Origin of the sequence: Haloferax mediterranei ATCC 33500 (assembly GCF_000306765.2) — an archaeon.
GTDB classification, from domain to species: domain Archaea; phylum Halobacteriota; class Halobacteria; order Halobacteriales; family Haloferacaceae; genus Haloferax; species Haloferax mediterranei.
Genome location: NC_017942.1, coordinates 70,170 through 90,707, shown reverse-complemented (window position 1 = coordinate 90,707; position 20,538 = coordinate 70,170). Strand labels below are relative to the sequence as shown.

Genomic DNA, 20,538 nt, shown 5'->3' with positions numbered 1-20,538 from the left:
CCGATATACACTAGTGCATTCAGCAAAGAAATACTAACGTTAGTTATGAGGCCTCGGCACTCATTGGGCTCGTCACTCCGTTGTAGAGGGGTAGACTGCAGTGACTCAAGCACTATCGTCTGAGCCCCAATCCAACTGATCCGAGATTCGTCCTCGATAGCGTTTATTGACCCCTAAATGGGTGAGGGGCTCGACATAACGCGAATTCCCTCGGTGAGACCAATGGCAACGAGAGACATCTACACGACGAGCTTCGACGAGGATAGACCGACCGACAACACACCGTGTCCCGAATGCAGCGGCCAAGTAAGAACGAACAGCGTTGAAACTGTCTGTGAAGACTGTGGACTCGTTATTGACGAACAACGAATCGACCACGGTCCTGAATGGAGAACTCACGATCAGGACCAGCGAAAGCGGACGGGCGCTCCACTGACTGCGGCACGTCACGACCGAGGGTTGTCGACGGAAATCGGTCGCAGGAAAGATGCGAACGGAAACGAACTCTCTGGGCAAAAGCGCCAGCGACTGTCCCGAATGCGCCGGGAACAGAATCGTGGTCGGTTCCAGTCGAAAGCCGAGCGAAACCTCGCACACGGGCTGGGCGAAGTACGAAGAATCGCCAGCGCCCTCGAGCTTACAGATTCGGTCCGTGACCAGGCGTGTCAGCTGTTCCGGAGCGCTCAGAACGAAGACCTGCTTCGAGGCCGATCAATCGAAGCGATTGCGGCAGCAAGCGTCCACGGGGCCTGTCGCTGTAACGGCCACTCGCGGTTACTCGACGACGTCGTCGACAGAGCACGCATCGAACAATCGAGAGTCGCGAATGCGTACAAGACGCTGAATACAGAACTTGGGCTCCCGACTCAGCCGGTTCGCCCGAGTGAATTCATCCCCCGTCTCGCGTCAGAACTTGGCATTTCAGACGCCATCCGGCGTCGAGCAGTGGTACTCTCGAAGCACCATCAAGAAACTGCTATTTCAAACGGGTGTCGTCCGAGTGGCGTCGCGGCGGCCTGCATATACAAAGCTGCACAGAAACACGGAAGGCCACTCACACAGCAGAGAGTTGCGGATGCTGCAGGGATGTCAGCTGTAACAGTTCGTGCCCGGAGAGACGAACTCAACGCGGCGTGAGCCGGTTTTTAACGACATCAGCTTCATACGCTGAGAGATGAGTTACTCAACCATGACGCTCACAGAGACGGTCGATTATCTCGCCGAGGAGTTAGATCTGGAGCGGAGTGAACACGTCCGGCAGGTCGGGAAGGCAGTCGCAAGACTACGCGATTGAACAAGACTGGTCCCGTCCTCCCAGTAACCCAACACAGCACTTTTTTGCATATATTTGAATAATCCGAAGATATATTGAGAATGACCGCCTACAGATAGGTATGACCGAGTTCGATCCGGCCCCCACGTCCGACGATACGCAGCACCGGTGGCAGACAGGGACAGACACGTTTGGTCGCGTCTACGACGTTGTCCTCGGCGTTACCTCTCCGACTGCCTACACCGAGATCGCTGAGCTTGCGGACTGCTCTCCGAATGCCGCCAAAAAGCACCTTGATCGCTTGGCAGAGATGGGCATCGCTCGAGCCGAGAGAGACAGCCGCCCGGCGACATACGAACGAAACGAGGGGTATCTCGAATGGCAGGACGCCAGTCGAATCGCAACCGAGCTCTCTATCGAGGCAATCATCGACCGCGTGGAGGCGCTTGAAAACCAGCGGACGGAATACGAAGCGCAGTTCGAGACGACTGACCCAACGGCCGTCAGCGTGTTCGACCACGACGATCACGAAACCATTCACGAGCGGATGACCGCAGTCAGCGAGTGGCAGGGCGTGATTCGGGATATCCGGCTGTACGAACTTGCTCGCCAGCTCTCCCAGAACGACGGACATCTGATTCCGGCGTAAATGAGCCAGCCACCGGAGGATTCGGCCCCACACTCGACAGGGCCAGCGGACAGACAGACGCTGCGCCTGCTGGAGCGACACCTGTCGTCGGATTCGCTCATCGCCGAGACTGCGTTCGGCCCGGATTCCTACGAACCGCGTGTGCTTCGTGGACTGCTGGACGCTGGACGATATCCTGACGCAGTGACAGCAGCCCGCCTCGACATCCGATGGTTCACGACTGGCGATTTCTCAGTCCACTACGTCGAAGAGCACAACGACGGGGAACGCTGGGAGTGTCGCTGGGACCGGCACCCGAACACGCACAACACCCGGTTGCACTTCCACAAGCCACCGTCTGCCACCGAAATTACCAACCTCGAACTCCCGTCGCTCCATCCACTCGAAGTATACTCCACCGTCCTCACGGCAATAGAGCAACGCATAGAGACACTGTGGTCGTCACAGTGATTTCGTGATGAAGGGGAGCATGAGTTCAAATAGCATTACGAGGGAAGCCATCCACAAGAGATGACGGACCACTACTCTGATTTTGAGGAACTACGACCACTTGGCGAATCGACCCACGTTCCCGACGACGGGCATTCTGGACGCGGGAACACTGAACGAGCAGAACGAAAGCGAAAGGAAGGGCTCGGATCGTATCCAAATCGAACGAGATCGGCACGGAGCGAGTGTTCCTCGTGCGGTGCGTCGATTCCTGCGAACCGTACCAAGTGTCGGTTCTGCCTCTCGAACCATCTCGATGGAACCACCGACGATAGTCGCACCCCGGATACTGAGTGGACACTTCTCCACATCGTCCATCTGCTCGTCGAGGCGTCGACGTTCTACGCCGCCGTCGCGAAGGGTGCTGCTGCGGCTAGGCTCCTCACGAAGGCTGACAGAGATCCAGCGGTCGACGACTGCCAGCTGATCTACGACCTCGATGCAGAGCCCGCCGCACAGTTGGTCAATAAGTGGCCCTCGCTCCCCGAAGCAGTTCGAGTCACCTCTGAAAGCGGCGAACGGCTACTCACAGCCGCTCGTGAGCGGACGGGACAGGCAGAGTCGGCGCAGTCGCGGTATGAAGGGGCGCACACGACGTTCCTCTACAACGAGGGAGGACACGACGTTAGTGAGGAAAGTCGGCTTACAGGCTTACTTGAGAGGGCCGAGAGCGACGTCTGGTTGGTGCCAGCGATTGCACTCCAGCGTTCCTTCGACGACGAGCACTCCGAGAGTCGTCAACCCGACGTTCCCTCGAAAGCACGCGTTGAATGTCGCAAGTGCGGGCGAATGACTGAGCATCAGTTCCAGGAGTTCGAGTCGCTCCCAGCTGACGAATGGTCTGGCCAGCCAATGTGGGAGTGCCAAGTGTGTCAGTCGCCTCGTCACGGGCCAACTCCTCAGTAGGATACTCGGTTGAACAAGGACTTAACCAACATAGGATGTCTGCACGAGGACCGTTGGTTAAGGCTGGTGCAGGGCTTCAGCGGGAGACATCAGCGTACCTGCTTCGTTTTTCTGCGTCCCCAGAACGCTCGGCGTTCTGGTGTGCGAACGAGACGCGACGCATCTCGTTAACGCCAGAAGTCGGCGGAGGCGTACATCATGAACCCACGAGACACACCAGGATACCGGCTGCATCGCGCACTCAGCAACCTCAACAGCCTCGATTTCGAGCAACTGGACGCTCCCGACCGAGAGCGAATCGTTGAGGCCACGACGCTTCTGGAACAAGTGGGGCTGCTCACCCGACGAAGTGCTTTGGATGAGGCCGATATCGAGGTAGAATCCTGAGCACACGCCCCATCAAGTGCGTGCATTCCTCTGCAGAATACAGCTGCTCATGACCGAGTGGAAGTGCAATTGGTAGTTCGTGGTCAAAACGAGTGTGAACAGATCCAATTGGCACGTATTGCTGAAATGTGAGACAGGCATAACCGTCCTCAACCCATCCTACTAGAGAGTTACTCATGGATATCTCCGAAATCCTCTCCACGAAGTTCACCGAGTTCGATATTGGGACGCCGCTCTCGAAGGTCGCCGGCGCATTCGAGAATCAAGAACTCGATGCCGTCGTGGTGACTGACGGTGACGAGTATCGTGGTGTCGTCAGCCGCCGACAGTTGGCTTCCTCGTCCAATCAGCCCTCTGCAAAGGTCGGCTCACAGGCCCAGCACGTCCCGACTGTCGAACGCACCGAGGACGTTCGGGAGGTCGCGCGGCTCATGATTGGTAGCGACGCTAAAACGCTTCCCGTCCTCGATGACGACCGTCCCGTCGGTGTGGTGACCGCAGATGCTGTCCTTGAGGCCGTTCGGCCCTTCCTCGATGCTGTGACCGTCGAAGACGCGTATTCGTCGACGCTGGTCAGCGCGACCCCCGAGACGACAATCGGCAAAGCCCTCAACATACTTCGAGAATCCGGTATCGCCCACCTCCCCGTCGTCGATGGGGACGACCTCGTGGGGATGATAAGCCTGTACGACGTTATCGAGTTTACGACGCGAGGCGGGAGCAAGAGCCAGGGTGGTTCGCCGGGGAGTTTCGGTGGCCGCGGACGGTCTGGGAGCAGCCACGGTGGATTCGGTTCTCGCGAGGGCGACTCCGACCGCCTGCTCGATCTGCCGGTACGGAATCTGATGTCCGACACAGTCGCGACGGTCGAGCGGAGCGCCCAGCTCGACAAGGTCGTCAAAACGATGTTCGAGCAGGGGATCTCCTCGCTCGTCGTCACAGCCGACGACACCGGTGAGCCGGTCGGTATCATCACGAAGACGGACGTCATCGAGGCGCTCACCTGGGAGCGCGACGACCGGAACGCCGTGCAGGTGTTCGGGCTCGACCTGCTGGAGGGGATGGACTACGATGACGTCTCCGCGCTGATAGAGAGCATGACCTCGAAGTACGGTGAGATGAGCGTGATCAAGGCCAGTATCGAACTGCAGGAGCACAAGGAGCAATCGCGGGGCGTCCCACTCGTGCTGGCACGAATTCGGCTGGTCACCGACCGTGGCTACTTCACGGCCGATGGCGAGGGGTATGGTGCCTCCCACGCCCTCCGACTCGCCGCAAACGCGGTCGAACGCCAACTCCTCAAGGGGAAGACCTACGGCCAGTCGAAGAAGCGTCCCGACAGTGACGAGCAGGAACAACTCTACGGATGGTGGCTCGGCGGGTAACTGTTTCGCCGCTCAGTCCACGAGTAGGAACGTTTCGATGGCTGACCAGCAACGTCTCATCCAACGTTGGTTTGACCTCCTCAACGTATCCGACCAGCGCGGGCTGATTAGTCCTGCGGAAAGGCTTTTTCGGACAGCAATCGTTTGTAGGTCCATATATGTCTGAGGCCCCGACCTGCGAAACCCACGCCTGGGCGTCTGTCGGGGTCGTGATTCGAGACGGAACGGTCTACAGAGTCTGGGAGTGCGAGAACTGTCCGGTCTGGACCCTCGAGCCCTTCGATCCCGACTACGAACGAGACTGGGACGACACGTGGCTAGCCGAGCGCTAATATGCCTGTCTCGGGCGGGTTGCTGACACAGATTGCTATCGGGACGGTCGCGTTGTACACGCTCGTGACTGCAGCGAGTCGGGCGATCGGTCGGCTGCTGGCGCTCGCCGAGTACTACGACGTCGACGAAGTTCTCGTTGGGATGACCGTCCTTGCGTTGGGTACGAGTCTCCCGGAACTCAGTTCTCACCTCGTCGCGTCACTCGGAATTCTCTCTGGTGTCCTCGAGTACCAGGTTACCTCGGCCGTCGTCATCGGCGGGAACACCGGCTCTTCGACCGTCCAGCAGCTCCTCCTCGTCGGCGTTCTTCTCATCGGGTATGGGACCGTTCACGTCTCCCGGAGGTTCGTCTACGAGAGCTATCTGCCGATGCTGGGTGCGATCGGTGCGACCATGTTGGTCGCCTGGGATGGAACGATTAGTCGACTCGACGGCGTCCTGCTACTGGGACTCTACTTGATCTACGTCGGCGCGATAATCACTCGTCGAGAGTCAACCCAATCACTCAGAGAGGCCCCGAGTAAAAACCCACGTCGAGACACTGTGGTTGCCACGGGTCTGCTCGTCCTCGTCCTGCTCTCCGCCTCGCTTCTGCTCTCGGTCGTCGAGGTAGTCGTCGATACGCTTGCCATCGGTGGCTCCATGGTCGGTGTCGTAACCATCGGCGTGGCCGCCGCATTGCCGGAGCTGACGGCCGTGATGGACGCTATCCGTCGACGGTCGCCCCACGTCGCGCTCGGGACCCTCGTCGGGAGCAACATCGTCAACCCCCTCGTCGGTATCGGTCTCGGCGGTGCTCTCTCGACCTACTCCGTCCCGTCGTCCGTCGTCCTGTGGGACCTCCCGTTCAAGTTAATCGCCGGCGTAGGGCTGCTCGGCTGGGCGTTGTACTGGCGAGAGGGGGAGTTCACACGGACAGAGGGCGGCTATATGCTGGGACTGTACTTCGCTTTCTTGGCGGGACGGCTAGTGTTGTTCCCTGGGCAGTAGACGATCGGAACGTCGCCGTCACACCGGGATGAACGATCCTCCCTGTCACTCCTTCGCTACTGGACGGTTCAACTGGACGAGCTGAGAGAGTGCCAAAGGGGTGAACACGCTGATACGCATACACATCGTATGAGCAGAGTATGCCGACGCACCGCCATGGTACGCAGTCGTTCATCGACTTCATGCAGACGTACCTCCAGGATCATCCAAAACGCTGCAAGGAGTGTGGAAATGTCGCCCGTGCCCGGTCGGAGTGGCGCATAGAAAAGCGTGATGAGGATGGTCTCCACTTCGTGCATACTTGTCCGGAGTGTGGGACAGAGGACGACGTGTTTCTCAACCTTGCCCCAGAACACGAACGATCTCGGGGGTAAGGAGGGCTATGTGCCGCATTTTCCTTACTATCGGTTCCAACACCTCGGATTCCGCTACGTCACGTCGGTTTCTGGGATTCGTGCGACGCGAGACGAGGTAACCGTATGCAAGAATTCACGATCGATGTCCAACAGCAGATAGCCGCCTCGGAGACACCAGGTGCGGATTTCCAGGCCTTACCGTGGGCACGACAACGAGTCGTGTTCTTCCAGCTCCCAGAGTCGATCCAGCGAGACGTACTCGACGACATGGATCGCCAGGAGGTACGGCGATTCGTCCGCCGACTCGATCCCGACGATGCGGCCGACGCGATTGGATTGCTCGACGGGGACACTCAGGAGGCCGTACTCGGTCAGCTCGATATTGACCGACGAGAGCGGATCGAGTTCCTCCTGAAATTCAGTCCGGACAGCGCCGCCGGTATGATGGATCTCGACTACGTCACCGTCGACAAGGACCAGGGATTCGAAGAGGTGGCACGGCTCGTCCGACGCCACGAGGCCCGAACGGGCCACTTCCCGACCGTCTTCGTTACCGATGGCGACGAGGTGTTAGGGGAGCTACCTGGACACACTCTGGCGTTGGCCGGGCACGGACCGACGGTCATCACCGAGTACCTTCGCCCCACTCCAACCGTCCGGTACGAACAGCCCGACACGGAAGTTGTCGAAGTATTTAGAACAAACCCGCAGAGCAAGATTGCCGTTCTCGACGAAGATGACAGTATTCTCGGAGTCATCTATGCGGACGACCTCTTGCGGGCCATCGAGGAAGAGGCCGGCCAGACGCTCTATGAGTTCACTGGTGTCGACGAGCAGGAGAGCGTTCTCGATGGCGCCATCGAGAAGGTTCGCCGGCGATACAAGTGGCTCATCATCAACCTCGGAACCGCCTTTCTCGCTGCGGCGACTGTCGGGCTATTCAAGGACACGATCGCGGCGTTGACGCTGCTGGCGATCTACATGCCGGTCGTCGCCGGGATGGGTGGGAACGCCGGCACGCAGTCGATGGCTGTGACGGTCCGCGGAATCGCGCTAGAGCAGATCTCACTTCGAACAGGGAGGCACGCCATCGGCAACGAGGTGCTTGCGGGGGGTGCAAACGGCGTAATCACCGGTAGTATCGTGGCCGTCATCGCCACCCTGTTTAACCAGAGTCCCTTGTTGGGGCTGGTTATCGGCATGGCAATGGTCTCGAATCTCGTCATTGCAGGATTCTTCGGCGCGCTCGTTCCACTCATTCTGGATCGGCTCGGGTACGATCCGGCAACGTCGGCGACTATCTTCATTACGACCGCAACTGACGTCCTCGGATTCTTCATATTCCTCGGACTGGCGCAGGTCGTACTCCTCTGAACTGACTCTTAGGGATACTAGTCCGTACCGGTGGTCTAGCACATCGCGAGCTGATTCGCTATCGATGTATCAGTCCCAGTAGCCGGCTTCGAACATCATCGGCGGAGTCGTACGTTTGGTTATCAGTTGGGGCAAGCACTTTTTCAAGGGATTCTGTACCGCCTTGTGTTTCGATCTCGTAGTCTCCGTAGGCCTCAACCAGTTCATCGGTCGTGGTCGGGTAGTTCTGGGTTTCGAGTGCATCATCGAGGTCACCAAGCCGCCCACCGGGGTCGCCGCTCATCGCTCTGTCTTCGTGGGCGCGGTCACGGACCTCCTCTCGCTTCCGCTCTGGCTGTTGCGGCTGTTCGTTGTCTTCGTCCTCGTCTTGGCCTCGTTTGTCGTCTGGCATCCCTACGAGTAGGCGCCCGATTCGGATAAATTGCTCTTTGAGGACGTTGCATTAGCACCTGAATGTAGGTAAACCTCGCCAACTGTCAATGCGGAGCTGAACCTGAGTCGGGGCCTAACTCTGCGTTTGACGGGTGAACTCGTGGAGCTTCTCTTCGATGAGTGTCGCGACGCGCTCGCTGTATTGCCAGAGTGCTGCGTTGAGTCGCTCTTCGGTCTCGTCGTCGAGGTCGTCTGCTCCACGAAGGACGGAGTCTTTGGTGATCTGTGGGTGGTACACACAGACGACGCCGAGTGAGGTGTCCGAACTCGAGGACCCCGCCGTGTGAATGCCGTACTGATCCGTTCCCCAGACACCATCGCCGCCCTCTCTCTCCATTTCGGAGTCGAGCGCATCGAGTAGTTGCACTTCTTCGGGGGAAAGGATGGGATCATCACCTTCGAACAGTTCAGTGTACGCTTCCATCCGGGCACTTTTCGTCCACTGGTCCAACTCGGAACGCGCCCGGAGTACGAGTTGTCGTTCGTCTGGAAACTCGGCCATGGTCCTAGAAAGAGTGCAAGACCAATGAGTGTTTGTGGCTACACGACTACCAGTTTCGTGTTCAGATGGCGCTGCAAGAACACCTCGAGATCTATGTCAATGTCGAGGCGATCAGAGAGTATCTGAAGCCACAAAAAGGGGATTTCTCTAATGGGTCCGAATTGTGTTCATCTAGCCCGAGAGCGGTGAGGCTGCCGACCTCGAAGATGAGTCGTAACCGGCGTCTCAATTCTTCGTTTGGATGGGCACACGAGAGGCTTTGTTAATCCCCAAAGGAGTGCGGGGGTAGGAAAGCACCCTCGAGTACGAACAATGGCAACGCTCCAAGCAGCGACGACATCGACCGGCGCAGTCGTAACGGATGCACAGGCAGTCCGCCAGCTCTGCGAAGCACATTGCTTCGGGACCCTGAATTGGGAGGTGGATGAAGAAGGAGAGCTCATCATCTGGGGATACGGCGCCTTCGAGGTCTACGAAGCCCGCGAAGACGGTCTTCCTGACTACGAAGGTGGTCTTGTGACGCACGAGTTCCTCCGAACACTCGCCGGCTATCTCGAGCCTAACGAAGAACTCGACATCCAGACAGCCGGGTTCACGAAATGTCGGTTCCCAGTCCTCGCAAAGCGGTACATCATCCGCAACGGCGAAGTCCTCCACGCGGACCTCAGTTCCCTCGAGTCGATAGAGGAGTAGCTGAAAATCAGTCTCCCCGCGAGATGTGAGGGTCCTGTTTTTCGAGGGCTGAATGACTGAGCCCTCAGGGCTTCGTGATTCAATGTTTGAACAACCATCGAACGATCCGTTTGAGGAGTGTGAGCTGAGCCCCGACGCGATTCTTGGTACTCGTACCTTCGAAGATGTACTATTCACAGACGAGACGGAAACACCCGTGAATGTGTTGACCGGTGAGACGCCAGCACATTCGCAAGCAAGCGTCGACGAAGCTCGAGCCTTCGCCGCCGGAATCGACAGTGACACGCCGCACATCGCACTCCCGGCATCAGCCGAAGCGCAAATCGAAACAGCAAGCAAACCGTACACAGCTGCTGCCTTCTTCCACTTCAAGGCGACCGGGTCGCCCAAGCGACATCGTGCGTACCACGCCGCCTACAACTCGGATACGTTCTCAGTCGAGTTCGAGGCCGACTACGAGAGTGGAGACCTGACGATCAGCGTCGAGGAGGAGGGCTGCCAGTCGGAGTTCGAGAACGTCTAGCCAGCATCGTCAGTACTATTTTTTGAGCGCCGGCGATCGGTGCCGGCGCAACACGTAGTGACGCAGTTGTGCAGTCGCGTGCGTCGGCAGACGAAGGTGAAAACCGATGCACATGGTTATTTACGCACTGGTAGAGGCATCGACACACAACGACGCGTTGGCCACCGGACAGACGGTGTTCGAGCGATTGGTCGGCGCGGATCCACACACCGGCGCCGTCTTCGATTACTTCGTCACGTTCGACGAGGAGGACACGTCCGTTGCAGGGAAGGCGCGATGGGGTGAGCTTCCGACCGCGGCTCCTGTCGACTCCGATGACGGCCAGGACCTGCTCGAGCGCAATCTCGGCCGGGTGAAGGAAGCCATCGAAGAGCTCTCAGACGAGGAGATCATGCGGGACGAAGACCTCGCCCGGCACGCCTTCCACCAGGTCGGCGCCTACGACGGCCCGACGGTGTTCCTGTACAACGAGTACGCGAACGGAATCCGACATCGCGAGCAGCTGGATCGAGTCCTTGAGGAGAGTGATGAGCTCTGGATCGTGCCCGCAGACGTCCACTTCTGAACAATGCCCCGCATCACCAACTGGCGACGCGAGAGCCGCTCGCCGACACTCGCGTATCGGAACGCCGAGACCGGTGCGCGAGCCGTCTTGCATCGAGCGCCGGACTCTACCGGTACAAGTGGCGTGGGGCAATCCTCGTCGACGGCTACCCGGTCTGGTCGCGGGGATACGAGACGAAAGACGCGAAGTCGTTCCGTGACGTGCTCCGGGAGCGGCCGGCTCCGGAACTCAGCTGTCCGGAATGCCCGAGCGACGACGTTCGCGTCGGCGAGAAGGCAGCAGACGGGGCGAAGGTCCAGCGCTGGTACGATTGCCCCGACTGTGGGTACGAAGCCCCCTCACGCATCGTCTACGGCGCCGAACGGTGAGTGGGTGAGACCGCACTAGGTGCTGTTTTTCGGCCGGGCACGAGGGGGTGGTCCGGTACGGCCGGGTTGGTCAAACAATGAGTCTCGAAGTACTTGACCGACACAGTGAGGCGCTGTTCGAGTTCCTCTGGTGCCCCGTCTGCGGGCAGGAGGTCTTCACTCACATCCCCTTCGAGGGGGTGTTCTGCAAGAACTGCAACACCCAGGTCGAACTCCAGGAATCCCGAGAGACACGCGGCTACGAGGAGGCCGTGCTCGCCTGCTTCGATTCTACCACGACCTGGAACCTCCACGTCGACGAGAAACTGCGCCGCGACCTGCCTGATGGGTCGGCGCGCGTGAAGATCCTCGGCGCACCGGGCGCCTACGAGGTCGACTGGTGGAGTCCGGAGCTGGGTGAGGACTGGGAGCCTGTCGAGCGTGGGGAGTTCGACGACGTTGAGGAGTCAGACGAGGTGGCGCATCTCGCGTAGTATCTACCAATAGATCCCAATTGGTTTGATTTCAAACTTCTCCCGTTGACAGTCGCTACGTTCACAAACGAGAGTTACGTCGACACGGTACTCCAAGTGGGCGACATCGATAGTAGCGTCCATCGTATTCCACGTCTGAACCTTCGCGGGAACGTTTCAGACGCTGAAGCCAAATTACTCAGTGAGTTGTCGGAGTTAGACACACCTCTATCAATAAGTCAAATTTCTGATGAACTCGACAAATCAAAAAGTACAGTCGCTCGCCATGTCAATAGTCTAGAATCAGAAAATTTGGTGACAACAGCAAAAGAGGGGCGGACGAAATCGGTTACCTTGAGCGACAGCGGCCGCGTATTTTTGAAGGGAAGAAGGCCACAAGTCTCCTGACATGTGTTCGCTATATCGAGGAGAGTATAGGCCGAAGTTACCAACTAGTATGTGATATCTGTGTGATAATTGGTCAGACAGGGCTTAGGTGAACCTGACTGGCACTGTCTAGTTAGTGACCTCCTCAACCGGCGTACGTCCGTTGAGCGACTGATGCGGTCGTTGAAAGTTATAGTATTGCGCAAATTGTATGAACCACTCGCGGACGCTTCCGTGACTGCCCACCCAGGAATTATGGAAGCGGTCGACTCGCATTTTGAGGGTGTGAAACCATTTTTCGATGAGGTTTCGCTCGACGTAGTCAAGCCGACCGCTCAATCCTAATCGAGAGAGGGCAGTCTGATAGCCGTAGCCATCAACGAGAAACACAGCATCTGAGAGATCATGTTTCTCCGAGAGTCGATGGAGAAACGCAGCAGCCGGATCGGTACCATGTCATCCAAACAACTCGACATCGAGAATCAGTTTTGTCTCAATGTCTATTGCGGCGTACAACCAAGACCACTCGCCATTGATTTTGACAGCGGTCTCGTCGACCGCAACCCGCTTCGGCTTCGCCTCAGGCGGGTTGTGACTGCTATCTGCCAGTCGATGTACCCAGTGCCAAACAGCTTGATGAGAGCGTTCAACGCCGAGTATTCGAAGAATTTCTTTTGTCTCTCTGAGTGAACAACCGGTCGCGTGGAACTGGACGGCGAACACCCTGATGGGTGTCGCCGTCCGCTCACGCTCCCAAGTTTCTTCTAAATCCGTCTCAAAGCACTCGCTGAGCAGGTCTGCGAGCATCTTGACCAACTAACTCAACGACCTGCTCGTTCCTCAAACTGGCTTAACTAGACAGTGCCGCCAGCACCAGTAGCAATGCCCCAGTAAAGAGGATCACATAGTAAAGGGCACGACGCAGAAGATTGCTCCGAACGTCGTGGATATCGCAGTTCGCGATGAAAAAGGGAGTATCGTCGGTGCCCCTGATCGTCGGCGTTCCGGCGTCGATCGACAATTCGCCGAATACCAGTAACAGAGCATCCTCCGGGATAGCTTTGGACTCGAACCTGTTCGTATCCAGGGAGATGTCCAACTCAGCCTCGATCACGTCACTGACTCGCGCGAGAACCATCGTCGTCCCCTCGTGAACTATGTGGACGTACGGCGACGTATAGGGGTGGACGCGGTACGGGGCGCTCAAGATGTAGCCATCCGTCCGCACGTTGGAGAGCATCGGGGCATCGTGAGCTTCGCGGAGCCAACCGGGATCTACCTTTACTTCGCCGCTGTTAGTGTCGATACCGAAGGATTCGAACTCCACGCCCGAAGCCACCGTCCCACCGCCAGCCCCCCTAGTGAGTATCCGCCAGACGTACACGGCGATTGGCGACTCGTAGTCATTGGTAGCGACGTCGCTGTGTGGCGCTTCCTCGTCAACCGTCACGGGCCCCTGGATGGCCACCGAGTTACCCGCGACCAGATCGGGAGACCCCGTGGGGGAGACACCGAACAGCACGTGGTAAAGTCGGAGGGTATTCGTCAACCAGTAGACGGCGTACAGCCAAAACAGTGAGAAAAGAACGACCGGCAAGGGATCGCTAACGCTAATCATACGTTTGCATTCTTGTCACTAAATTTAAGATCGGCGGAGTGGAACTGCCAGTACACGGTCGAACTGACTTGTTCCTTGCGGAATGGTACTATCTTCGTCAGTCGGTAATTGTCGTAGCTATCGTCACTTCCCCCTTGATTTGCTAGAATAGCGATTATGGATAGCGAGATTGAGGAGGCCACTAACTAGACAGTGCCACATTCAACAAGATTTTCTCGTTCTTGTGCTCCTGGAGATAAGCGGCATAGATCCAGATGAACGATTCAATCTGAGGGAGAATCAGATTAATCACTGAGGCATACCGCTCGTCCCTGTAGTTATTGGCGATCTCCTCAATTATGTCTTCTCGCTCATATTTCACTTGGCGATGTGTCCAAAAGGCTCGATCAGATAATCGACGTCGAGCTCGTTGATAGCTGAGTGTTATTCTCGGTACAATTTCATGTCTGCCGACTTCGACAGCCCGTCACTCGGCAATCCGGTGTGCCTGCTCGACGTACCAGAACCAGAACTCCTGCAGGCGGTCGGAATCGCTCTGAAACTCCCCCTCGTTGAAGGGAAATCCACCGGCGTATGCGCCAGCCGCGTACAGCGAATAGTCCCAGTCGTCCAGCGCTGCATCGTGAACGGTTTTTTCACCGACGTAGCAATCGAACAGTGCCAGATAGAGCATCTCACAACAGGCCCAGCCGACCAACTGTGCGTTCAGCTCCGCTGCCGTCGTCCCCGCTGTATTTTCGACGCCTGTAACAAATCGATTCACTGCCTCTCGGACGGTCTCGTCATCTGTATCGCCAGCGAGATACCGTTCGGCAAGCCGGAGGCTTCGCTGGGCAATATCCGACTGTGGTATCTGCTGCTCCCATATCGGTAGCACTTTTTGACACGTCGTAATCGCCAATCGGGCCCGCCTCGTGTGGGCGGGTGTTCGCTCAGCTCTCGATTGTCCGGTTCTGGTCACCGGCCCGAACGACCGCCACAGTTCTTTTCGAAGCGGCAGCACGAAGTGGCAGTCGTCCCGCTCGCGAATGGACGCTTTGTATCGCTGCACGGCTGCTGACGTGATCATCGATACTAGATAGTTGTGCATCTCGCGTATCTCAGTTCTGTTCGGGACTGGAGTCGGACCGTATATGCGCTCGGCAATCGACTCTGACGTATGGAACTCGTTTGAGACGACAGTGTTGGCGATCCTGTTCCCACTGTCGTCGTACGGGTGGCTGGGATGGACGACGCGGACGCGCTGGTCGCTGCGATTGCGGAAGCCGGTGACTGTCTGGAAGAGATCGACGAGGAGATCGAAGGGACCAATCGACTCGCGTTTGTCTTCAAGACGCCTGACGGTGAGCGACTGGACGACGATGCGTTCTTCCAGCGCGCCTGCGAACACGAACGTGTCCGTGAACGGATAGCCGACTTTCTGTGGTGAGCCAAACCGTCATCCGAACTGTCCCGCCTGCAGTCTGATCTGGCCCCGACGCCTCGGATTCGAACGCCTGATCAGTGTTTCTTGGTGAGGAGAGTGCCACGTGCTCTTTCCCCTGCCACACCCATTTCTTTCGTGCCTCGAAGGGAATTCTGAGTTCTTTCGGCCAGTCGCTCCCGTGGGGCTTTTCCGGAGCCGGGTCGCCACTCCCGAGGACGTAATAGGTGTCTGTCGTGATGGATTCGGATTCGTCGCTCATAGGCTGTCACACGTCGTCTCTGTGCATTTGTCGAAATTCCCTGACCGACTCACAGTCGTGTTCGTCCAGTCGCGTGATCCAGCCACCGAATTTGTATCGACGCCAGCACTGCTGGCCGTCGATGAAGACGGGATTGTCCCCAACGTCGGCTACCACAGCGCTATCGATGGGGTCGTCGGATTCACGTTGCAGATATTCCCTCCCCACCGCCGGCTCGTCACCGGTACTGGTCACTGCCCGTGAATCACAGGCCTGACAGACGACGTTTGCGTAGATACTGGTACGCTCGGCGGAGTACACCTCGAAAGGAGATTCGCAGAGCGCACAGACGGCCTGGGGTTCACCCGGCGGAAAAGAAACCATTTGAATGCAGCTACGCACATCCCAGAGATAAACACCTATCCCAGAGATAAACACCTGCGTTGTCACGGTACACAGGGACAACTGACCGTCTCACTGGTCCGTAGTCGGAGTGCGGTCGAGAACCGCTCGCTAACGGCCACTCGATGCGCCCAGAAGAGCGCGAATCCTGTACGGGACAACTGGTCATCGTCGTCAGTAGACGGGGCCGTCACAGATACGCCTCGACAATCCCGTCTTCGAGGGTCCCAGAGACTTGACACGGTGGTCGAAGAACAGGCTGTTTCCTTCGACGGAGATAGATACGGCGCTCCGATGGTGAGAACCCGTCGAACTGGTCATCCTGGGCAAAGGTCGCATACTGGAAGGCCTTCGAAAGCTGCGACTGTTCTCATCGTCGGCAGGGGACTCGTGGGCGAGCAGTTCGAGCCGTTCGAGAGACGACTGACGGTCGTCGAGTGCTCCCACTTGATTGTCGATGGCATGGAGCAGCGTCCAGGCGAGTCGCCGTTCATTACCCGACATCGGATTCGACTGAACAATAGACAATTTGATGGCCTTGTTCAGCCTGTCCACGAATCTCACTGGCCACGGTGACCAGCAAACAGCGTGGCCGCAATTCATATTTCAGAAAATTGGAATTCGGATGTCCACGCCATCAGGCAGTGTTTTTGAGCAAGCTCTGGAACAGTGGAATTTAAACATAGTTAAGATATCACATCAGACAGGTAGTTGAGATGGATACCAAAGGTATCGGGTGGGTTATCATACTCGTACTGCTTGGACTTGTTCTAGGCTACTACGGTTTTGGCTCTGCCCTTGCACACAACGGTGCGGTTCTGGAAAACGAAGCGACGTCCGCGACAGTCACGGGCCTCGATATCGAGACGAGAGAGGAGTTCGAGGGGAGTCTGACTCGTACTGTCCTCAGGTCCCTCGGGATGGAGGTAGAAGCGTCGGAGGAGAAGACGATGTATCGGGCTGTTATCACGTACGAGTACAGCGTCAACGGCCGAACTTATAAACAAACCAATCTGTTTCCTGGCTCGTTCAGTCGCTGGAAGTACACGAAAAGTGGGGCAGAGCGTATTCGCGACGAGTTCGAGGTCGGACAATCGACGACGGCATATTACAACCCAGAGACCCCCTCGCACGCGTACATCATGGAGGCGGAGATGCCCTTTTTATCGGCATTGTTCGGTGTTCTCTACGTACTGGTCGTCATGCTCACTGGGGCGTACTACGTGAGGGAGGGATTCAGGCGGCGCAACCAGCGCAAACTAATGAACGAGATGCCGATCGAACAGGCCCAGTCGCTATCGACGGGCCCCTCGCAGATTGATGGTGTTGCACGAGCGCCCTACGACGACCCGGATAGTGCCCCCTTCACCGATGAGAGCTGTGTCCTCGCGAAGTGGGAAGTCGAGGACTCCATCCGGTTCAGGGAGGGTCCGGGCAGGTGGAATCAGGTCGCCGAGGGGTACCAACTGTCGCCGTTCTACGTCGACGATGGAACCGGGCGAACGCTGGTTTGCCCAGACAAGGATACCACGTTCAAACTCGACGACGACAACTGGCAGTCGGTGTACGTCAACGCCCAAAACGAGGCCCCGGAACCGGTCCAGTCGTTCCTCGAGTACCGTCCCGACGTCGACCCTACAGAATATAGAAAACGGCGGTACAAGCAGAATCTCATCAGACCCGGGGACGACGTGTACGTGTTCGGGACTGTCAAGCCACGTGACAACCAGCACGGCTCCGACCCCGTCGACGAACTCGTCATCGAGCGGGTCGCTGACCACGACCCGCGGTCGGAACCGATGTTCCTGATCAGTGCTCGGACCCAGCAGGATCTGGTTCACTCACGGCGGTTCGCCCTCTGGCGACTCCCCGCTGGAATCATGTTGATAGTCGGTGGTATCGGGCTGTTGCTCGGTATGTTTGGACACACCATCGGTGTCTCGCTCCCCCTGGTACCGTAGGTCGACAGCAGACGTCCACGAAAGAGGGTGCAAGGCATCCCGACGACCCAACAGGGACACCCGTGGATTTTAATTCAAATCTGACAGAACTACAGGTGTTGGTCGAGGCGTTCGCGGCCGCCAGCGGCGAGGGTGGGCCGGCCAGGACCACGAGTACGCTCACGCTCGGCATGGCGAATCTGCACTTTCACAATCGAGTCCGATTCCCCGATATCAAATGACAGACGATACCCCAGACGACCCCGACGGCGAAGCACAACGAGCCCAGGAACTCCGAGAGACAGTCGATCCCACCACGGCGACGGACGACGAAATCGAGGCCCTGTGTGCGCTTCTCGACGGCCGCCGCGGGCGCTCGGACGCCCACGCAGCACTGTCGAAGATCTCGTCCCATCCTAACTGCACACGACGCGTCGCAGTGGCCCTCCAGCCGTACCTCGTCCACGAGACCAGACGAACACGGGACGAGGCCCTCGACATGCTGACGTGGACCGCACGGACGGACCCGGATGCGCTCGATACCACTGTCGAGTGGCTCTTGGAACACCTGGACACCGAGGACGAGCACATGCGTGACACCTCCGTGACAGCCCTCAGGAAACTCGCCGAGGCCGAGGCTGTCCTCCTTCGATCACACGTGGACGATCTCATTGGCTCTCTCGACGACGACGCTGTGCGGGCCAACGCGATCAGCCTGTTGTCGACGATTTCACACGCCTATCCAGAAGCGATCGCTCCTGCCAGGGACGAGTTGGTAGCACTGTCCGCGGACGAGACGATCGACGCCAGTGCGATTCCGTCGCCGCTCGGCACCGTCGCATTGGTACGGCCAGATATCATTGACCCTGTCGTCGAGATGCTGCGAGAGGAACTCGCTGCGGCGGAGCGAGATCAAGCGCGGATCGGGATTGGGAGTGCACTCGGCAGGATCGCTGTGGCATATCCCGAGGCGGCCCCGATGGTGGTCGAGGAACTACTGACACTCGCCGAGACGGATCCTGACGACCGGTCCCCTGATATCGACCGTAGTGTCGTACTCAGTTTTCTCGGCGGCATCGGGGCCGCACACCCCGAGACGGTCGTTCCCGAACTGGACCGTCTCAGGGCACTCCTCGACGACGACAACCGACTGGTGCGCTCGTCCGCGGTGGAGACTCTCGGAAACATCGCAACCGTTCGGCCTGCTGCAGTCCGGCCGGCTATCGATGACATCGTGGCGAGATTCGATGACACCAGCGAGGATCTGCAATTCGACGTCGTGACGGCTCTCGGGAAGATCGCAGCAGCTGATCCCGAGATCGCGCCGCGCGTCGTCGCGAAGTTGCACGAATGGTTCGAAGGCGACACGGCAGAAGACGAAGCGGTCGGGAGCGACGCGACAGAATACGGGCTGTTCGACTTGACTGGCAGCGTCGAGGACGAGAATGCGGAGACTCACGACGACTTCGAGTGGCGACTCCAGGAGGACATCATCCGTGCCTACGGCCGAATCGGTGCTGCTACTCCCGACGCCCTCGATCCCGTGATGGACGAGATTCGAGCCTGTCTCGCCGACGAGGACCTCTCAGCAGAGGCTGCCGCTGCGCTCGGTGAGATCGGTGGCGTTCGTCCCGAGGCAGTGGCCCCTGCCGTCGAGGACCTCCGTGAGTTGCTTGCTGAGGGTCCCTACTGGAATCGGAAAGCGGCCGCCAGCGCGCTCGGAACGATTGGGGCCGCAGACCCCGAGGTGGCCGAACTCGTCGTCGACGATTTGCAGCGCCGTCTCGCGGACAGCAACTATCGTGTGCGCGCGGCGGCTGCCGAGGCACTTGGCACGATCGCCACAGTGGATTCGGACGTGGCCGCACGCGTCAGCGAGGAGGTACAGCCACTCCTCGACGACGATGAATGGAAGGCCCGTGCGGCAGCGCTCGAAGCACTCGGACAGATGGGTGCTGCGGATCGAGACACAGCCGAGCGTGTCGTCGACGATCTGCAGACCGGCCTTCGCGATACCGATTCGGACGTTCGGCCGTCGGCCGCGAACGCACTGGCTGCCATCGGTGTTGCCCAGCCAGCGCTCACTGTCACGGCCGTCGAAGCGCTCGAGTCTCGATTCGAGTGTGACGAGGAGTATCTCTTCGTCCGATCGACGATTGCCGAGGGATTGCAGACGCTCACGGCGACTCACTCCGATGCTGTCACGGTGAGCGACGCCGAACTGCAGCGAGTCGCCGACGCTGACGTGGATTTGGTGGTGGAGTAGCTGCTGGTCCAAGAGAGTCAGTAGGCAGTCCGCTGGTGTGATATACTGTCGAATTTGATTGCGCTCGTCACGTGGATGGAAACAAGCCATTATCCTGTCGCTACCGCCACTTCGCCACGGGGCCGCCGACAGCTCGTCGCTCGATATCGATCTCGTGTTGCCAGAGCGTCTCGCCCCTGTGGCCGGGGTCGTGGGCCACCACCATTGTCACACCGAGATCGCCCCCGATACTCGGCGTCAACGTGTAGAGGTCACATCCTTCGGGCAGAGTGTACTCGAAGGCGTCCCGCTCGGTGCCATCACCCGCCAGAATCCGTATCGTCCCCTCGGCGGTCGCGGTGACGACCACGTCCGACCTCTCGGCGTATTCGGCGTGGAAGAGTCCCGGAAGCGTGACGGACACGGACTCACCCCCGTATTCCCACGAAAGCGTCGTCGTTTCGTCGTTGTAGCTGTCTTCGATGTGCATTCGAAGCCTCGTCTGTCTTTGTTCAGGTTCGAAGACACAGATGGTAACGGTGCCGGTGGTGAATCATTTACCTTCGAAGGTAGATATACTGTCAGGTGTTTCTCACACCGGTGGA

At 58.3% G+C, this 20,538-nt stretch carries 23 protein-coding genes and 2 pseudogenes; 18 read left to right on the top strand and 7 right to left on the bottom strand.

Features of this window, described 5'->3' with window-relative positions:
- The first annotated feature begins 222 nt into the window (after positions 1–222).
- From HFX_RS15300 to HFX_RS15265, 9 genes are all read left to right on the top strand, one after another.
- Positions 223–1,137 (top strand): transcription initiation factor IIB, encoded by a 915-nt coding sequence (locus HFX_RS15300; protein ID WP_179955389.1) that lies wholly within the window; start codon positions 223–225, stop codon positions 1,135–1,137.
- A gap of 257 nt (positions 1,138–1,394) precedes the next feature.
- Positions 1,395–1,922, top strand: coding sequence for a winged helix-turn-helix domain-containing protein (locus tag HFX_RS15295; protein ID WP_004060456.1), 528 nt, complete (start codon positions 1,395–1,397; stop codon positions 1,920–1,922).
- Complete coding sequence (locus HFX_RS15290) at positions 1,923–2,372, top strand: hypothetical protein (RefSeq protein ID WP_004060458.1); 450 nt, start codon at positions 1,923–1,925, stop codon at positions 2,370–2,372.
- Positions 2,373–2,432: 60 nt separating this feature from the next.
- Positions 2,433–3,317 carry a biosurfactant protein 1 gene (locus HFX_RS15285; protein WP_004060460.1) on the top strand — a complete coding sequence of 295 codons (885 nt, stop codon included), beginning with the start codon at positions 2,433–2,435 and terminating at the stop codon, positions 3,315–3,317.
- A 198-nt stretch (positions 3,318–3,515) separates the two neighbouring features.
- Positions 3,516–3,704 (top strand): hypothetical protein, encoded by a 189-nt coding sequence (locus tag HFX_RS15280; RefSeq protein WP_004060462.1) that lies wholly within the window; start codon positions 3,516–3,518, stop codon positions 3,702–3,704.
- Positions 3,705–3,880: 176 nt separating this feature from the next.
- Complete coding sequence (locus tag HFX_RS15275) at positions 3,881–5,089, top strand: CBS domain-containing protein (protein WP_004060464.1); 1,209 nt, start codon at positions 3,881–3,883, stop codon at positions 5,087–5,089.
- Positions 5,090–5,247: 158 nt separating this feature from the next.
- Positions 5,248–5,421: a hypothetical protein gene (locus HFX_RS19785; protein ID WP_155844697.1), complete on the top strand. Its 174-nt coding sequence runs from the start codon at positions 5,248–5,250 to the stop codon at positions 5,419–5,421.
- 1 nt (position 5,422) lies between these two features.
- Positions 5,423–6,412 (top strand): sodium:calcium antiporter, encoded by a 990-nt coding sequence (locus HFX_RS15270; RefSeq protein WP_004060466.1) that lies wholly within the window; start codon positions 5,423–5,425, stop codon positions 6,410–6,412.
- Positions 6,413–6,891: 479 nt separating this feature from the next.
- Positions 6,892–8,142, top strand: coding sequence for a magnesium transporter (locus HFX_RS15265; protein WP_004060468.1), 1,251 nt, complete (start codon positions 6,892–6,894; stop codon positions 8,140–8,142).
- 58 nt (positions 8,143–8,200) lie between these two features.
- Here the strand turns inward: HFX_RS15265 and HFX_RS15260 are convergent, their stop codons facing one another.
- On the bottom strand, positions 8,201–8,533 hold the full coding sequence (locus HFX_RS15260; RefSeq protein WP_004060470.1) for a DUF5789 family protein: 333 nt from the start codon (positions 8,531–8,533) through the stop codon (positions 8,201–8,203).
- 114 nt (positions 8,534–8,647) lie between these two features.
- A complete protein-coding gene (locus HFX_RS15255; RefSeq protein WP_004060471.1) occupies positions 8,648–9,076 on the bottom strand; it encodes a DUF7539 family protein in 429 nt (142 codons plus the stop codon).
- A gap of 312 nt (positions 9,077–9,388) precedes the next feature.
- Between HFX_RS15255 and HFX_RS15250 the strand changes: the two genes are divergently transcribed.
- From HFX_RS15250 to HFX_RS19250, 6 genes and pseudogenes are all read left to right on the top strand, one after another.
- The gene (locus HFX_RS15250; protein WP_004060472.1) at positions 9,389–9,769 is read left to right on the top strand and encodes a hypothetical protein; all 381 of its coding nucleotides are present in this window, start codon (positions 9,389–9,391) and stop codon (positions 9,767–9,769) included.
- An 82-nt stretch (positions 9,770–9,851) separates the two neighbouring features.
- Positions 9,852–10,292, top strand: coding sequence for a hypothetical protein (locus HFX_RS15245; RefSeq protein ID WP_004060473.1), 441 nt, complete (start codon positions 9,852–9,854; stop codon positions 10,290–10,292).
- 106 nt (positions 10,293–10,398) lie between these two features.
- Positions 10,399–10,857, top strand: a complete 459-nt coding sequence (locus HFX_RS15240; protein ID WP_004060474.1) for a hypothetical protein — start codon at positions 10,399–10,401, stop codon at positions 10,855–10,857.
- 3 nt (positions 10,858–10,860) lie between these two features.
- Positions 10,861–11,225, top strand: a pseudogene (locus HFX_RS15235) (DUF7568 family protein).
- Between the two features lie 77 nt (positions 11,226–11,302).
- Positions 11,303–11,698, top strand: a complete 396-nt coding sequence (locus HFX_RS15230; protein WP_004060476.1) for a DUF7567 family protein — start codon at positions 11,303–11,305, stop codon at positions 11,696–11,698.
- A 96-nt stretch (positions 11,699–11,794) separates the two neighbouring features.
- A complete protein-coding gene (locus HFX_RS19250; RefSeq protein ID WP_004060478.1) occupies positions 11,795–12,085 on the top strand; it encodes a winged helix-turn-helix domain-containing protein in 291 nt (96 codons plus the stop codon).
- Positions 12,086–12,193: 108 nt separating this feature from the next.
- Here the strand turns inward: HFX_RS19250 and HFX_RS15225 are convergent.
- The 3 genes and pseudogenes from HFX_RS15225 to HFX_RS15210 form a co-directional block, all read right to left on the bottom strand.
- Positions 12,194–12,871 (bottom strand): annotated as a pseudogene (locus HFX_RS15225) (IS6 family transposase).
- A 43-nt stretch (positions 12,872–12,914) separates the two neighbouring features.
- A complete protein-coding gene (locus HFX_RS15220; protein WP_004060479.1) occupies positions 12,915–13,682 on the bottom strand; it encodes a hypothetical protein in 768 nt (255 codons plus the stop codon).
- A 466-nt stretch (positions 13,683–14,148) separates the two neighbouring features.
- Positions 14,149–14,733 (bottom strand): Imm5 family immunity protein, encoded by a 585-nt coding sequence (locus HFX_RS15210; RefSeq protein ID WP_204365879.1) that lies wholly within the window; start codon positions 14,731–14,733, stop codon positions 14,149–14,151.
- Positions 14,734–14,907: 174 nt separating this feature from the next.
- Here HFX_RS15210 and HFX_RS19780 point away from each other — a divergent pair, with 174 nt between their 5' ends.
- Positions 14,908–15,111 carry a hypothetical protein gene (locus HFX_RS19780; RefSeq protein WP_004060482.1) on the top strand — a complete coding sequence of 68 codons (204 nt, stop codon included), beginning with the start codon at positions 14,908–14,910 and terminating at the stop codon, positions 15,109–15,111.
- A gap of 262 nt (positions 15,112–15,373) precedes the next feature.
- Here the strand turns inward: HFX_RS19780 and HFX_RS15205 are convergent, their stop codons facing one another.
- Positions 15,374–15,730, bottom strand: coding sequence for a hypothetical protein (locus HFX_RS15205; protein ID WP_004060483.1), 357 nt, complete (start codon positions 15,728–15,730; stop codon positions 15,374–15,376).
- Positions 15,731–16,464: 734 nt separating this feature from the next.
- On the opposite strand from HFX_RS15205, the gene HFX_RS15200 reads away from it, so the two are divergent.
- Together HFX_RS15200 and HFX_RS15195 are read left to right on the top strand one after the other, a co-directional pair.
- Complete coding sequence (locus HFX_RS15200; RefSeq protein ID WP_004060484.1) at positions 16,465–17,709, top strand: DUF3592 domain-containing protein; 1,245 nt, start codon at positions 16,465–16,467, stop codon at positions 17,707–17,709.
- 217 nt (positions 17,710–17,926) lie between these two features.
- Entirely contained in the window at positions 17,927–19,954 is a 2,028-nt protein-coding gene (locus HFX_RS15195; RefSeq protein WP_004060486.1) for a HEAT repeat domain-containing protein, read from the top strand.
- Positions 19,955–20,054: 100 nt separating this feature from the next.
- Here HFX_RS15195 and HFX_RS15190 read toward each other — a convergent pair whose 3' ends face one another.
- Positions 20,055–20,423 carry a hypothetical protein gene (locus HFX_RS15190; protein ID WP_004060487.1) on the bottom strand — a complete coding sequence of 123 codons (369 nt, stop codon included), beginning with the start codon at positions 20,421–20,423 and terminating at the stop codon, positions 20,055–20,057.
- Between the last annotated feature and the right edge of the window lie 115 nt (positions 20,424–20,538).